Source organism: Streptomyces sp. NPDC001889 (genome assembly GCF_053594535.1).
On sequence record NZ_JBSFER010000010.1, the window covers coordinates 247,448 to 260,719 of the forward strand.

Below are 13,272 nucleotides of genomic sequence, written 5' to 3' on the forward strand. Positions count from 1 at the left end.
GCGGGGTGGGGGCCGGGTGGGTGGTCTGGGGGTTCCGGTGGGGTGGGGTCGGGCCGGGGTGGGGTTCGGGGTGGTCCTGGTCGGGTGGTCGTCGTGGTGTCCGGGGTGGCGTACGGGCCGGGCCGGGAGGACGTTCCGGGCGCGTCGCGGAGGCGTCGCGGGGTTGGCCCCCGGTGGTGCCGAGGGGATGCTCGGGCGCCCGCCGGTTTCCCGTTCTGCGCGGCTGGGAGTCGGGGTTCGCGGGGAGGTCCCCGGATCGTCCTCCGGGGCCGGGGCGGCCGCGGGCCCGGAGGCGGAGGCGGCCGGAGGGTCGGGGCCGGCCCGTGTTCCTGTGTCGCTCCTGGGGCGAGGGGGTGGCGGCCGGCGTTCTGTCCGGCGGGGCTGCTCGGCGCGGTGGTGCCGGCGGCCCGTTCGGCCGGCCGGTCGCGGAGTCTCCTCGGTCTCGTGCTCGCCGGCCCGGGAGGTCGGCGGTCGCGGGTTCGGGGCCGGCGGGCGCGGGCCGCGGGCGGGGGTGTGGTGCCGGGGGGTGCTGCCCGGCGGCAGGGGTGGCCGGGGCGGGGTGCCCGGATGTGCTGGTGTCCCGGGCCGGTGTGCGGGTGCTCGCCGGAGGTTTCCGGGGTGCCGGTGCTGTTCGCCGGTGCTGTTCGCGGGGGTGCTGGTGCTGCGCCGGGGTGCTGCTCCGGGTGCGGGGTGCTGCTCGCCGCCGGTGCTGCGCGGTGCCGGCTGCGGGTGGTGCCCGGGTGCCCGGTGCCCGGGCGGTGCTGCTGCTCGTGGTTGCGTGCCCGCCCCCGTCCGGTTCGTTCTGCCGGGTGCCGGGTGCCGTGGGGGGTGGTGGCTGGTTCGGGGTGGCCGGGCGGCGTCGCGTTCTGCGTGCGGGGCCGGCGGCCGGGGCGGTGGCGGTTGCCCGGCCGGGTTCGGCGGAGGGGTGCGGCGGGCGGTGGGGGCGTGGCGGGGGAGCGGTTTGAGTATGGCTCTTATGGTTTGCGTTCCCCGCCCCCGCGAGGTATAGTTTTAAGAGTCGGAAGGGGTGATCGTCCCCTCCGGCGCCGGGTGGTGCGGGGCGGCCGGTCCGCACTGTCCGGCAGGTCCGTAGCTCAGTTCGGCAGAGCGGCCCCCATGCCGGGGGAGGGTCAGGGGTTCGAGTCCCCTCGGATCGCGGTGTGCCGGTGCGCCCCTTTTCGGACGGGGGCGGTGTCCCTGTCGAGGGGACGCGCACCGGCACGGTGGAACGGACCTGCCCGGCTGATCCCCGGTGCGGGTTGAAGGAGGGAAAGCGCGCCCTCTGGGACTCGTGGTGTCAGCAGCACGCCCCCCGTGATGAGGGGGAGGAGCGGGAGCAGTACCCGCAGAGTTCACGACGTGTCAGCGGGGAGGTGATGCTTCCCCGGCGGATCCGGTCCGCTGGCACGCGCCGCCGAAGGCTCCCGGGGAAGGAGCCGGCGGCGGCCCCGCCCCGGCCGGGGAAGGTGACGGGCAAGCCCTTCGCGGGCCCTGCCTGATCCGTCCCCGGTCCGGTGGCGGGAAGCCGCGCCCCGTGGGGCGGTCCCGGCTCGTTCCTTCCCGTTCCGGCGGGCGGCTGCGGGCCCGGATCCCGTCGTGGTGCGCGGCACTTCGCCACTGGCTCTTGCCGTCCGTGGGCAGGACACCGGGTCGCCGGCCCGGGTACCGGGGTTCGAGTCCCCGCAGGAGCGCTCACCGCTTCCGCCCCGGGAGCGGTGCCCCGTCCCGGCCGGAGGCGGGACATGCGACCCCGCGCGGTTCCCCACGCCGCGCCGACTCGCTTCCCGTCTCCGGCCGGGCGGTCCTCGCCCGGCGGGGCGCGCGACCCGCCCGGACCGGCGATCGCCCACCGATTCGCCTTCCGTCCCGCCGTGCGTCACCCGGTGACGCGCACTCCCGTCTCCCGTGCGGTTCTGCGGGTATTCGTCCCGCCGTCCTTCTGGGCGGCCGTACCACGGCGCTGCCGCAGAGGAGTCATACGGCATGGGTGCTTGCGACTTCATCACCACCGGCTCGGGCGGGGACGCCGGGAGGGCATTCCTGACTGCCCGGCAGGACGCGGCCTGGGAGCACGGTCACGGCGGGTACACCGGGACGATCGCCGAGAAGGACAGCTTCGTGCTGGTCGCGGACGGTCCGATGTCCCCGGCCGCCGCTGAGGAGTACGCCGTGCACCTGCTGAACACCGATGACGAGCGCATCCGCGCCAAGCGGGGGCCCGCCGGTGCGATCCCGGTGGATGACGGCACCTGGCTGTTCGTGGGCTGCGCGTCCTCGTGACGACCGGATTCGAGTCCCGGCGGGAGAGCCCGCGACCCTGCTCGCCCGCGGAGCCGGTCACCCGCCGCCGCCCCCGGCCGGGGTCCGCCCGGCCGCTGAGCCTGTCGCCGCCTCCCGCTGCCGTAAGCGCCCGTGCCTCTGGCCCGGGCGCTGTTCCCGTTCCCGCCCATTCCGCGGGGCGGCTGTTCATGACGCCGGAGACCATGCCGTGCCGGGCGGCCTTTCTCCACGGGCCCCGGCACGGTTTCCTGGTCGTTCTGGTCGAGGCCGGCGGGCCGCCGCGTGTCGGGCAGCCGGGTGTCGGCGCCGGCCGGGCCCGGGGCGGTCAGGGGCGGCCGTGGTCGGGGAGTTCCGTGGTGGTCCGGGTCAGCTGCGGGTCCACCGCGTACACCGTCTCCCGGCCGGGGCGGTCGGGGAGGTGTTCGTTGATCCAGGTCCCTTTCACCCGGGTCCGGCGCCGGGTGAACGTCACGCCCTCGACGGCGTCCGGGCCGTAGACGGGTCCGGAGGGACGGTTGTTTTCGTCGAGGAGGTGCACCCTGGTGTTCCGTGTCCAATGTGCGCGCCGCCAGTCGCGGTACTGCGCGGGCGCCCTGCCCGCGCTGCCGTCGCGCGGGGGAGGGGCGGCGGCCTGGTGGGGCGGCGCGGTGAAGGACAGCACCCGGACGCCGAGGAGAGCGCCGGCGCGGGCCTGCGGGGTCCGGGCGGCCTGCTCCAGCTGCTGCCGGCGCCGCTGCGCCGCCGGCAGCCGGTCCTTCTTCTTGCTCCTGCCGCTCGGCCGGGCACGGCCCGGGACCGGCGGGGGCGTGTCCCAGTCCTCCAGCGCGTTCAGGGCGGCGTAGGTGCGCAGCACGCGGGCGGCCGGCCCGGGGTTGGTGTCGAGCCGGTGGACCGGGTGCATCGCCCACGCGTACTGCCCGTTGATGCAGTTGGCGATGATCAGCCAGCCCAGGGCCGGGTTGAACAGCAGCGCGGTGTCGGTGCCGTCGTCCGGGCGGGCCAGGACCACGCCGCCCATCACGAGGGGGCCGCCGTCGAAGAGCGTGCCGTGCTCGGCGCCGAAGCGGTCGGCGGCGTGGGCGTGGAGGGCCTCGTCGTCGGCGATGACGGCCGGCAGCGGGACGCCGTCGTGGAAGACCAGCACGGCCTCGGCCGTCAGCCGCAGCGGTGCCCCGGGCTCGGGCGGCAGGCCGGTGGCGGCGTCGAACGCGCCGGAGGCCGGCACGAAGTACGGCGTGGCGGTGTAGGCCGCGAGCATCGCCTGGAGTTCCAGGAACCGCTCCACCTCCCGCTCGCGGCCCGGCGGCAGCGGCTGTCCGTCGGCGGCGGCCGGGTTCGTGCTCCGGAAGCGGATGCTGGCGGCGTCGCCCGGCTCCAGACCGTTCCCGCGGACGACCTGTTCCGCGCGCCGGGCCGCATCCTCGTAGACCACGTCGCCGGACAGCTTCTCCCGCAGCACCCACGGGATGAGCCGGACCGGGTCCGTGGTGCGCCCGCCGCTCGCGCGGAGGGACCGGCGCGGAGTCCCGCCCCGCCACCCCAGGTCCTGTCCCGGGGCCAGCCACGCCGTGACCCCGGCGTTGTGCAGCAGCCGCTCCCAGATCCGGGAGAACTCCTCCTGGCGGCGCTGCTCCTCCTCGCGTGTGAGCCGGACCGCGTCGGCAAGGGCGGTGCCGTGCACGAGCCGGGCGTACGCCTCGTTCGCCGGATCGCCGGGGGTCATGGTGGTGAACGACGCGGGCACCGTACTCCTTTCCGCAGGCTGTCGGGCCGGACGGGCCGCGCTGTTCAACGGTGGGCCGGGCCGCCGGGTCACGGCTGCCGGGCCGTGCGCGGGCGGGGTGAGCGCCACGGGCTCCGGGGGTTCCCGGGTCCGCGGGTGGTCAGGCGGGCCGCCATGTGCGGCAGTTGAGGCAGAGGAGTCCGGCCGGGCGGCAGTTGGGGGCGCAGGGCGGTTTGTGCGGGGGGTGGGTCCGGTACGGGACGAGGTCGTGGGAGGAGCAGCGGGGGCACGGTCCGGGACGGGGGGCCGGGGTCTGCACGGGGGCTCCGGGGGTGGCGGGGGTCCGGTCGGCGGGGCGCGGCGGGAGTCTCCCGCGCGCCGGTGTCCGGTACGGCGGCCCGCGTGGTGCGGGCCGCCGTACCGGTGGTCAGTCGCAGGGCGAGACGAGGTGGCAGTGGTGGCAGCACCGGCCGCAGGAGGTTTCGCAGTTGATCTGCACGCGCTCGCCGCAGCCCTCGCAGCGGATGTCGGCGTCGTCGGCGGCGAAGAAGCCGCCGGTGCCGGAGCCGCCGCACGTGCAGGTGGTGGTGTTCGCAGTCATTTCCGGTCTCCCCTGTCGCGTCCTTGTTGACTCTTAAAACTATACATTCAGCACATCTCGTACGCAAGCCATAAGAGTCAATTGATTGACGTCGGTCCGGTCTCGGCCGCTGCGGTGCCGCTCGGCGGGGGTGTGTGGGGGTGGGGTGGCGGTCGACTCGCGGCTTGCGTGCCGCACCCTCGCAAGGTATAGTTTTAAGAGTCAAAAAGTGTGAGTCCCTGTGAAGTAGCGGTCATCTCGCCCGGTTCTCAACCGGGCGATCGCGGGTTCGAATCCCGCCAGGGGTACTCCGGTACGCGGCACACCCCCCGTGTCGCGTACCGGTCCCCTCTCCCGTGCGGACGGGGGAGGGCCGCACGCTGTGCGGCGCATCGCCAGGCCCCTGTCGTCCATGGGTAGGACTCCGGATTTTCGACCCGGGGAACGGGGTTCGAGTCCCCGCAGGGGTGCGTCATCCCGGCCTGGCCACGGGGCGCTCCGCCCCGTGGGGGGTCGCGGCAGGCATCCTCCGCCTGCCGCCGAGCCGGGCACCGGGCGGAGCGGGGATACGGGCCCGCGCGGGTGACCGCGCACCGCCCGTATCCCCGCTCCGCCCGGGTCGGGGACCGGCCGCGTCCATTCCGCGCGGCATCCGCTGCAAGCGCGGTGGGCCGGGCCCGTTCGGCCTCCCTTTCTCTGGCGTCGCCGAGCGGTTCAGCGTTCAAAGGTCCTGGCGGCGGATGTCGCCCGCTGCGCCCTTCCGCGCCGAGCCCCCGTGCCCGGGCCGGCTCCCGTCCTCACGCTGGAGGCCGCCGTGTCCCACCCCGGCCCGGCCGGTGACGGCGTCCTCGGCTAACTCGCCGGGGCCTTCGCCGAGGGCGGCCCGGCCGTCTGACCGTGCGGCGCGCCCTTTTCCCGGTGGCCCGGCTCTTCCCTGTCTTCCCCTTCGCCTTCCCGTGACGCGGCTGTCGCGGTGGCCGTACTGGTTCCGTCTGTATTGAGTTGAGGAGTGTGCTGGTGTCGGTGGTGTTCACGGCCGGGTGGCTGCCCGCGCGGGGTTTCGTGGTGAGCTGCATGTGCGAGGGGGCGGCGGCGGTCGCCGAGGTGCACGCGACCCATGAGGCGGCCCGTGCGGTGTTCCCGGAGCGTCCGGGCGAGGCGGTGCTGGCGGGGTGCGAGTTCCCGGGGCGGTGCCGGCCGTTCGTCCGGCCGCTCGACGCGGACGGTGAGGTTCCCGACGTGTGCCTGTCGAACGCGAACGCGCGTTTCGTGCTGGACGCGCTCGGCCTCGGCGGCGGGGATCTCACGGGTACGGCGGCGGCGAGGGACTTCCTGGGCCGCTGCCTGGTGGCGCTGGCCGCCGCGCCCGCGGATGCCGGAGTGCCGCCCGCCGCGCTGGGCCGCGTCGTCGACCTGGGCCGCCCGGCCGGATACCTCCAGGACCGCCTGGAGGACCTGCACGGGCTGGCCCAGTGGTGCGCCGCCCGCGACCGCGCGGTGTCCTGGGCCTGACCCGGCCCGGGCCGGGTCCCGGTGCCGGCCCGGCGCGAGTTCGCCCGGCACGGCGCGCACCTGCTGCGCGGCGCCCCGTGCCGCGGCCCCGCACAGGCGACGAGCCCCCGGGCGGGACCGGCGGGACCGGGGTGCGGTCAGCGGGCTCCGGGCTCGAAGCCGAGCTGGCGCAGGATCTCGTCCTGTTCGGCGTCGCTCAGGTTCGGGAGAGGCGTGGCCGGGCCGAGGAGGTCGAGGAACACCGGCTGGTACGCGGAGCCGGGGGCGGGCCATGTCCCCAGGGAGGGCTGGGGATCGTGGTCCACCAGTACAACCGGGCCGGTGGCGGGAACGGTCATGTGCGGCGGCGCGGTCTTGAGGACGTGGCGGGACTTCTCCTCGCCGCCCCGGACGTTCCCGTCGGCCAGCACTCCGGGGGAGGCGCGGCGGGCCAGTTCCAGGGCGACCTCGGCGGAGGGGCCGGTCTTGCCCCGGACCCGGCCCCGGACGCCGGGCAGGGTCAGCTGGTCGCCGGGGCGCGGCTGAGCTTCGCCGGGGGAGGGGGCGGTGGTGAGCTGGGCCAGAGCCTGGGCGGGGTCGGAGGGGAGCGGGCCGCGCCTGGCGGCTTCCCGTACGCGGCGCAGGGCTTCCTGGTAGCCGCAGCCGTCGGCGTCGCGCAGGGCGCGGGCCAGCTTCTGCTCGTTGCGGCTGTTGGTCTTCTTGCTGCTCGGACGTGCCATGACGATCTCCTGAACCCTTGGTGGCGCCGCCCCACCACGACATCGGCCAAGGGCGCACGGAAGGATCGGCACCGGGGTTGAAGGCTCGTCTCCGCGCGGCAGCACGGTTCACCTTCCGGCCGGGGGTGGGCCCGGCCGCGGACCGCACGATCGAGGTGCGGCCGTTCAGGATATCGGCCCGCCGGTCCTTCCGCGGAGAGCCGTTCCGGCCGGAACCCGCGTCCGGCGGGCTCCGGCCGCGTCCGCCGTGCCCCTGGTCCCTGCCGCCCCTGCCTCCGGCCGGGGCGGCCCTCCTTCCCCGGCCGCCGTGTCCGCATCCGGGCGGGCCCGCGCCGGTCCCGCCCTGCCGCGTCCGTCGGTACATTGAACGGCCGGCGGTCCGCCGGCGGGCATCCCCGGCGCAGCGCCGCCCGCTGCTCCCGGGCGCCGGGCGCGGCGGAGCGCACGAACCGAGAGGACGACGCCGAAGTGACAGAGCCCGATCTCCAGCGCGACCGCGTGGCCGCGGGCGCCCTGGCCGCCGGCGGCGTGGTCTGCTCCGTCCTGGCCGTCGGCGCCGGGACCGTCACGCCGGCGCTGTACCTCGCGGTCGCCCTGTTCCTGGGCGCCGTCTTCGCCTGCTGGCACGTCTTCCCGCGCCGTCCGTACGCCCACTGGCCGGCCTGGCTGGCCGGCGCCGCCATCGCGGTCCTCCTCGCGCAGCCGCACACGGGGCTCTTCCGCGTGCTCCCGCTGTCGCTGGCCGCCGTGGAGGCCGCCGTCGGCGTGGTCCTCGCGCTCGCCTGGTACCGGCGCCGCGGGGGCCGCGGCGACTGGCTCGTGTGGCGGCCCGAGGAGGAGCTCGTCCTGCGCCGGGAGTGGAGCCGCCGGGCCGCGATCGGATGGGCGGAGGACTTCGGGGAGCCGTGCGCGATCAGCCCCGCCGACCAGTTCCCCGAGGTGGCCGGCCGCGGAGCGCTGTACCCGGACCCCGACCGTCCGCACGTGCGCCGCCGGTAGCCGCTCTCTCCCCGGGGGCGAGTCGGCTGGGATGCAGGGCGAGGGGCTCCGACCGTGACTCTTATGACTTGCCCTCCCCGACTTCGGTAGGTATAGTGTTAAGAGTCACCAAGGGTTTGGGGGTACAGGGCCGGTCCGGCTGAGTACCCCTCCTCGGCGGCATACCGGGCTCTCTGTCCGCCACCCTCTGGGCGGAGAACCCCCGGGCCGCGTCCGGGCCCCTTCCCTCCCCCCCCGGAGAGGGGCCCGGGGCGGTTCCCGCTCCAGCGGGCCTTTCTGCCCGGCGCTGCCGTCCGCGCCGTCCCCGATTCCCCTCTCCGGAAGGTTCTGTTCCGTGCGCGTGACCGTCTGGCACAACACCGGCCCCGCCCACCACACCGGCTATCTGCCGGAGCACCCCATGCTGCGGGTCTTCTCCCACACCTCCGCCGGCACCGACGCCGAGCGTGAGATGTGGCGCGCGGTGGAGATGTTCACCACCGCGGTGGACCTGCTCGCCCCGCAGGACCGGGCGACCGCCGCCGCGTACGGGGAGCGCGGTCTGCGCTCCCTCGCCGACGGCGACGGATTCAGCGTCCAGCGCGCCGACGGCGGCCGGGAGGAGTTCTGGACCGTCAGCGGCTGCGTCCTCGCGCCCCGCCCCGGCCCGTTCCCCCTGCTCGCCCTGGAGGGCGGGCCCGGCTCGGTTCCCCTCGGCCTGCGGGTCACCTACCTGGTGCCCACCGTCGACGACCTCGTCCGCGAAGGGCTGTTCGACGCCGCCGGAACTCCCGAGAAGGCCGTGGCCGCGCACCACGGAGTCGCCGCCCAGGACGTGGTCGTTCTCACCGGCCCCCGGTGAGAACCGGCGGCCTCCCCCCTTTTTGCCGGGCCGCTCCGGTACCCCGCCACGGGCGCCGGTGCCCTTTCACCCGGCGGGCTCGGTCCCGGGCCCGCCGTTGTCCCCGCTCTCCTCACCGGAGGTTGTCGTGCGTGTGTTCCTGGCCGGTCTGTTCCTGGGCGGCCTGTCCGGCAGTGTCACCTACGGTCTGTCCGCCGACCCCGCGACCGCGGTGGCCGTGGGCGCGATCGTCGCCGTGCTGGCCTGGCTCGGTGTCGTGGCCGTGATCTTCGTCAGTGACTGACCCGGCGCCGACGGCGCCCCTCCTTCCGCCCCGTGCCGCTCCGGTCCCCGCTCCCGGGAGTGCTCCCTGCTCCTCGCGATGACCACGGCCGCGATGGCCGGCTGCCTCCTCGGCCGTGCGCGGCCGTGGGAGCGGGCCGGGCGGAGGACCAAAGTCCGCTTCCCCGGCCCGTGGCCCGTGGCGCGCGGCGGGCGCGCCCGCCAAGCGGCGCTGCTCGCCGTTCGCTTTCTCACCCCGGCCGCGGCGCACCTGGCGCGCCCTGAGGAAGCGGTGAGACGCCGCTCCGTCCCGGACCGGTGGCCGCACCGTGCGGTTCCTGCCCCGCGGACGCTCCCTTCTCTTCACCCGCGGCCGGCGCCGTCCCGCCGATGCCCTTCCGCCCCCCGGCCGTTTCGGACCTCGTTCCGGGCACCGGCCCCGCCCGCCGCGGTGCGCGGCCCAAGACACCTGTTCAGGAGGAAACATGAGCATGTCCGTACGCAGGACCCGCGGCGCGACGGGAAACGTCGTGGCGTGGGAGCGGACCATCGACGGCGTCACGTACTGGTTCGACGCCACCCCCTACGAGCTGAAGGCCTTCCGTCTCAGCCTCACCGGCGGCGACCTGGTCCACCACTGGCGCGACGTGCCGGACACGGTCGGGGAGTACGACCGCTACGAACCCTCGACGCGCCCGGCGCCCGGCGAGGTCGCGTGGACCCGGCACGGCGATTCCCGCACCGCCGACCGGCGCTACTGGACCGCCTGCCGCGTCTGCGACGACGTCGTGGAGGTGGCGCCCGACCAGCTGATCGCCCGCCACGGGCCCGGATACGGAGCACGCGCCTGCCCGGGGACCGGCACCGCGGCGACGCTGAAGGCGGCCCTCGTGCGGGAGTCGGTGTTCTCCCCGCAGGAGGCGCACGTCCGCGACGCCGTCGGCCGCTGGCTGATGAGCTGCAAGGGCCACCAGACCCTGTCCGACGGCAGCACCGAGTTCTGCCACCACCCCGTGTGCGGACGGCGCCTGGACGCGGGACTGCGCTGGACCCTCTCCGGCTGGAAGAAGCCCTGACCCCCGGATCCCCTCCCTGCCGCTGCTCCCCCCTTTTTCCTTCCTGTTCCCTTTCCTCCCGGGCCCGGTGTCCGGGACCCGTACGACGAGGAGTGCCCCAGTGCCCCGGTACCGAGTACCGCTGACGACGTCCGCGCAGACCGTGGTGTTCGTCGAGACCGACGACACCGACCCGCGGGTGATCGCCGCCCTCGCCGCCGAGCTGGCGGACGTCGGCGACCTGTGCCACCAGTGCGCCGGGAGGGTCGACCTCGGCGACGACTGGCGCCCGGTCCTGGTCGACGGCCACCCGGCCGTGACCGAGGACCCCGGCGCCGCGTGAAGCGCCCGGGGGGGACCGTGACGATCGTGCCGCTGACTCTCCGAGCCGCCCGCGACTACGTCGACCGCGTCCACCGCCACCACGGCCCGCCCCAGGGCCACAAGTTCTCCGTGGGCGCCCGCGCCGCGGACGGCCGGCTCGTCGGGGTGGCCATCGCCGGCCGCCCCGTCGCCCGCGCCTACGACGACGGACTCACCCTCGAAGTGACCCGGCTCGCCGCCGACGGCACGCCCAACGCCTGCTCGGCGCTGTACGGGGCGGTTGGCGGACGGCCCGTGCCATGGGCTACCGGCGGGCCCTGACCTACACCCAGCACACGGAGAGCGGCGTCAGCCTCCGGGCCGCCGGATGGCGCCGGGTGGCCGTCCGCCCGCCGCGCGCGGGATGGGACACCCCCAGCCGCCCCCGCCGCGGCCTCGGCACCGAGCACACCGCGCGCACCCTGTGGGAGATCACCACCAGTACCGCGCCGCCTCTCCCGCAGCGTGACGAAACCCCCGACGAAACCCCCGGCGAAACCGGCGCGCCCCGCTGCTCCGCCGCCCCCTGCGCCCGCCCGATCCCGGTGAGGACGACCGGCCGGCCCGCCCGCTACTGCTCCCCGCGCTGCCGCCAGCGCGCTTGGCGGCGTCGCTGCGGAACCGGGCCGGCCAGCCCCGCCGCGTCCCGCCCCGACCCGATCACCTGACCGGAGGAACCCGCCATGAACTGGACCGCACTGGCGCACATCCCCGAACCCCGCCGGCCCGTGACCGACGAACCGGCCTGGCGCTACCCCTCCTCCTGCGCCGGCGGCGGGGGATCGGCGCGGCTGAGGGTGTGGCGCACCGGGGGCGGCGGCCGTCTCGCGGTCGTGACCGAGCTTGGCGCCGGCGTGTCCGTGACCAACGCGGCCGAGGAGATCACCGCCGCGCTCACCGCCCGGTTCCCCGGCCCCCTGACTGTCTTCGAACACTGGCGGGCCGGGGACGGCGCAGCCCACGACCGCCTCGACCAGGTCCACGCCCCCGCCGGAGCCCGCCCCCGCTGGCGGCCCGTCTGGCCCCTGGCTCCCGCTCACCCCGACCACGCCGCCCACCGGGAATGGATGCGTACGGCCGGCGCCGTGCTGCTCACCACCCGCCCCTGAACCCGCGGGGACTGGTCCTTCCCGCCGGCCGGGCCCGGTGCCCGTACCGCATCGGCGGACGAGGAGGCGACGCAAACCCCGCCGCCCCTCTACGGTCCGCCCCCATGACGAACTCTCCATCGCACCTCCCGTCCCCGTCTCCGTTCGCCACCGCCCGTGCGCACCGGTGGCCGTCCCCTTCGGCCGCCGCCCCGCCGCAGTACGCCGCCGTGCACGCCGAGGCGGTCCGGGCCCGTGCCGCGCTCGAACGCGGGCCCCTTCCCCCGGCCCTGAAGACGTTCCCGCTCGGCGCCTGCCGGCTCACCTCCCTCGCCCTGGCCGCGCACCTCGACCGCCGGGGGCTGGGCGGCTGGTGGCTGGCCGGCGGCGTCCTGCACCGGCGGGAAGGCGACCTCACCCACGCCTGGCTGGAACGCGACGGTCTCCTCCTCGACATCACCGCCGACCAGTTCACCGCCCGCGGTCTGCCACTGCGTCTGGGCGCCGTCTTCCTGGGCACGGACCGGACCTGGCACGACCAGTTCGGCCGGTGCGGCACCAGCCCCGCCGTCCCCCACGAAGGCGATGAGAGAGCGCGGTCGGTCGCCGTCTGGCTGGAGCGGGCCCTGGACACCGCGCCGCCGCGCTCGCGGCCGGCCGCGCGCCGGGACCGGACCCCGTGAACACCGCCCCGTCCGGCGCCGGCGGGCCGCTGCCGCACGGCGCCCGACCGTCTCCCCGCTTCCTTCCGGGCCGGGCCCTCCCGTGCCCGTCCGGGCGGCCGGAGACGGTCTGGGCGGCGCCGGCCTTCGGCGGGATGATCGGCTCATGAGCGATATCACTTTGATGTCCGACCCCCAAGTCGCCGCCGTCGCGGTGCGGGAGTGCGGCGAACGGCTCGTGGACGTACGCACGGCGGGCCGGCTGCTGGTCGATGAGCGCAAGCACGACCGGGCGGGCGACTTCGCCCATCTGCGCGAGGGAGTCCTCGACCGGTTGCTCACCGCGCAGGAGACGCTGCCCGGGGGCCTGCGGCTGCTGTTCGTCGAGGGATACCGGCCGCCCGCGCTCCAGCGCCGCTACTTCGACGAGTACACCGCCGAACTCCGTGCCGAACAGCCCGGCTGGTCCGCCGCCGAGCTCCGCTCCGCCGCCAGCCGCTACGTCTCCCCGCCCGAGATCGCCCCGCACAGCGCCGGCGCCGCCGTGGACCTGACCCTGGCCGGCGCCGACGGCCGCGAGCTCGACCTGGGAACCCGGATGAACGCGAGCCCTGAGGAGAGCGACGGCGCCTGCTACACCCGGGCCGGCAACATCAGCGCCCGGGCCCGCTCCCACCGCGACATCCTGGGGACCGCGCTGGAGGCGGCCGGCCTGGTGAACTACGCGACCGAGTGGTGGCACTGGTCGTTCGGGGACCGTTACTGGGCCCTGGCCACCGGGGCGCCGGCGGCCCGCTACGGACCGGTGGACCGGCGGTAGAGGCAGCCGCCCCGGCGCGAGCGGGCCGCCGGCCGAACCCGGCCCCGCAGGGCCGGGTTCGGCCGGCGGCGGGGAGCCGTTCACGGGGTGAGGAAGGCGGGCACGGGCACGCCGAGCCACGCCAGAACGGCGAGCACGGCCACGCCGATCACTATCTGGCCCGCCATGTGGGCTGCTCCGCGGGCGAATTCGGGGCCGAGGGCACGCCCGGCCCTCCGGGCGCCGGCGCGGGCGCGCGCGGCGAGGGCCCGCCGGCGGCGGGCGATGCGGTGTAACACAGGTGCTCCTTCACACGGGGACGGAAAAGCGAGTGGGCCGGGACAGACGGTCGTCTGTCCCGGCCCACTCGCCGGTCGGGTCGGTATGCGC

At 76.0% G+C, this 13,272-nt stretch carries 14 protein-coding genes, 3 tRNA genes and 1 pseudogene; 14 read left to right on the forward strand and 4 right to left on the reverse strand.

What is annotated here, in order from left to right; translation table 11 throughout:
* The first annotated feature begins 1,081 nt into the window (after positions 1 to 1,081).
* Both ACWCRA_RS14065 and ACWCRA_RS14070 read left to right on the forward strand, forming a co-directional pair.
* Positions 1,082 to 1,158: transfer RNA gene (locus ACWCRA_RS14065), tRNA-Ala, on the forward strand.
* An 825-nt stretch (positions 1,159 to 1,983) separates the two neighbouring features.
* On the forward strand, positions 1,984 to 2,280 hold the full coding sequence (locus ACWCRA_RS14070) for a hypothetical protein (RefSeq protein ID WP_451067671.1): 297 nt from the start codon (positions 1,984 to 1,986) through the stop codon (positions 2,278 to 2,280).
* Between the two features lie 325 nt (positions 2,281 to 2,605).
* Here the strand turns inward: ACWCRA_RS14070 and ACWCRA_RS14075 are convergent, their stop codons facing one another.
* Together ACWCRA_RS14075 and ACWCRA_RS14080 are read right to left on the reverse strand one after the other, a co-directional pair.
* Positions 2,606 to 4,024, reverse strand: a complete 1,419-nt coding sequence (locus ACWCRA_RS14075; protein WP_451067672.1) for a hypothetical protein — start codon at positions 4,022 to 4,024, stop codon at positions 2,606 to 2,608.
* 406 nt (positions 4,025 to 4,430) lie between these two features.
* Positions 4,431 to 4,604 carry a hypothetical protein gene (locus ACWCRA_RS14080; protein ID WP_451067673.1) on the reverse strand — a complete coding sequence of 58 codons (174 nt, stop codon included), beginning with the start codon at positions 4,602 to 4,604 and terminating at the stop codon, positions 4,431 to 4,433.
* A 214-nt stretch (positions 4,605 to 4,818) separates the two neighbouring features.
* On the opposite strand from ACWCRA_RS14080, the gene ACWCRA_RS14085 reads away from it, so the two are divergent.
* The 3 genes from ACWCRA_RS14085 (at position 4,819) to ACWCRA_RS14095 (ending at position 6,095) form a co-directional block, all read left to right on the forward strand.
* Positions 4,819 to 4,891: transfer RNA gene (locus ACWCRA_RS14085), tRNA-Glu, on the forward strand.
* Positions 4,892 to 4,982: 91 nt separating this feature from the next.
* A tRNA-Glu gene (locus ACWCRA_RS14090) sits at positions 4,983 to 5,053 on the forward strand.
* A 547-nt stretch (positions 5,054 to 5,600) separates the two neighbouring features.
* Complete coding sequence (locus ACWCRA_RS14095; RefSeq protein WP_451067674.1) at positions 5,601 to 6,095, forward strand: hypothetical protein; 495 nt, start codon at positions 5,601 to 5,603, stop codon at positions 6,093 to 6,095.
* Between the two features lie 137 nt (positions 6,096 to 6,232).
* Here the strand turns inward: ACWCRA_RS14095 and ACWCRA_RS14100 are convergent, their stop codons facing one another.
* Positions 6,233 to 6,814, reverse strand: coding sequence for a hypothetical protein (locus ACWCRA_RS14100; RefSeq protein WP_451067675.1), 582 nt, complete (start codon positions 6,812 to 6,814; stop codon positions 6,233 to 6,235).
* A gap of 468 nt (positions 6,815 to 7,282) precedes the next feature.
* Here ACWCRA_RS14100 and ACWCRA_RS14105 point away from each other — a divergent pair, with 468 nt between their 5' ends.
* The 9 genes and pseudogenes from ACWCRA_RS14105 to ACWCRA_RS14145 all read left to right on the forward strand — a co-directional run bounded on the left by ACWCRA_RS14105 (position 7,283) and on the right by ACWCRA_RS14145 (position 12,903).
* A complete protein-coding gene (locus tag ACWCRA_RS14105; RefSeq protein WP_451067676.1) occupies positions 7,283 to 7,813 on the forward strand; it encodes a hypothetical protein in 531 nt (176 codons plus the stop codon).
* A 334-nt stretch (positions 7,814 to 8,147) separates the two neighbouring features.
* Positions 8,148 to 8,654, forward strand: coding sequence for a hypothetical protein (locus ACWCRA_RS14110; protein WP_451067677.1), 507 nt, complete (start codon positions 8,148 to 8,150; stop codon positions 8,652 to 8,654).
* A 127-nt stretch (positions 8,655 to 8,781) separates the two neighbouring features.
* The gene (locus ACWCRA_RS14115; RefSeq protein WP_451067678.1) at positions 8,782 to 8,937 is read left to right on the forward strand and encodes a hypothetical protein; all 156 of its coding nucleotides are present in this window, start codon (positions 8,782 to 8,784) and stop codon (positions 8,935 to 8,937) included.
* A gap of 463 nt (positions 8,938 to 9,400) precedes the next feature.
* Positions 9,401 to 9,991, forward strand: coding sequence for a hypothetical protein (locus ACWCRA_RS14120; protein ID WP_451067679.1), 591 nt, complete (start codon positions 9,401 to 9,403; stop codon positions 9,989 to 9,991).
* 100 nt (positions 9,992 to 10,091) lie between these two features.
* Positions 10,092 to 10,313, forward strand: a complete 222-nt coding sequence (locus ACWCRA_RS14125; protein WP_451067680.1) for a hypothetical protein — start codon at positions 10,092 to 10,094, stop codon at positions 10,311 to 10,313.
* Between the two features lie 26 nt (positions 10,314 to 10,339).
* A pseudogene (locus tag ACWCRA_RS14130) lies at positions 10,340 to 11,001 on the forward strand (XF1762 family protein).
* Positions 11,002 to 11,016: 15 nt separating this feature from the next.
* On the forward strand, positions 11,017 to 11,442 hold the full coding sequence (locus ACWCRA_RS14135; RefSeq protein ID WP_451067681.1) for a hypothetical protein: 426 nt from the start codon (positions 11,017 to 11,019) through the stop codon (positions 11,440 to 11,442).
* Between the two features lie 104 nt (positions 11,443 to 11,546).
* Positions 11,547 to 12,104, forward strand: coding sequence for a hypothetical protein (locus tag ACWCRA_RS14140; RefSeq protein WP_451067682.1), 558 nt, complete (start codon positions 11,547 to 11,549; stop codon positions 12,102 to 12,104).
* A gap of 145 nt (positions 12,105 to 12,249) precedes the next feature.
* A complete protein-coding gene (locus ACWCRA_RS14145) occupies positions 12,250 to 12,903 on the forward strand; it encodes a M15 family metallopeptidase (protein ID WP_451067683.1) in 654 nt (217 codons plus the stop codon).
* A gap of 80 nt (positions 12,904 to 12,983) precedes the next feature.
* Here ACWCRA_RS14145 and ACWCRA_RS14150 read toward each other — a convergent pair whose 3' ends face one another.
* Complete coding sequence (locus ACWCRA_RS14150) at positions 12,984 to 13,181, reverse strand: hypothetical protein (RefSeq protein WP_451067684.1); 198 nt, start codon at positions 13,179 to 13,181, stop codon at positions 12,984 to 12,986.
* Between the last annotated feature and the right edge of the window lie 91 nt (positions 13,182 to 13,272).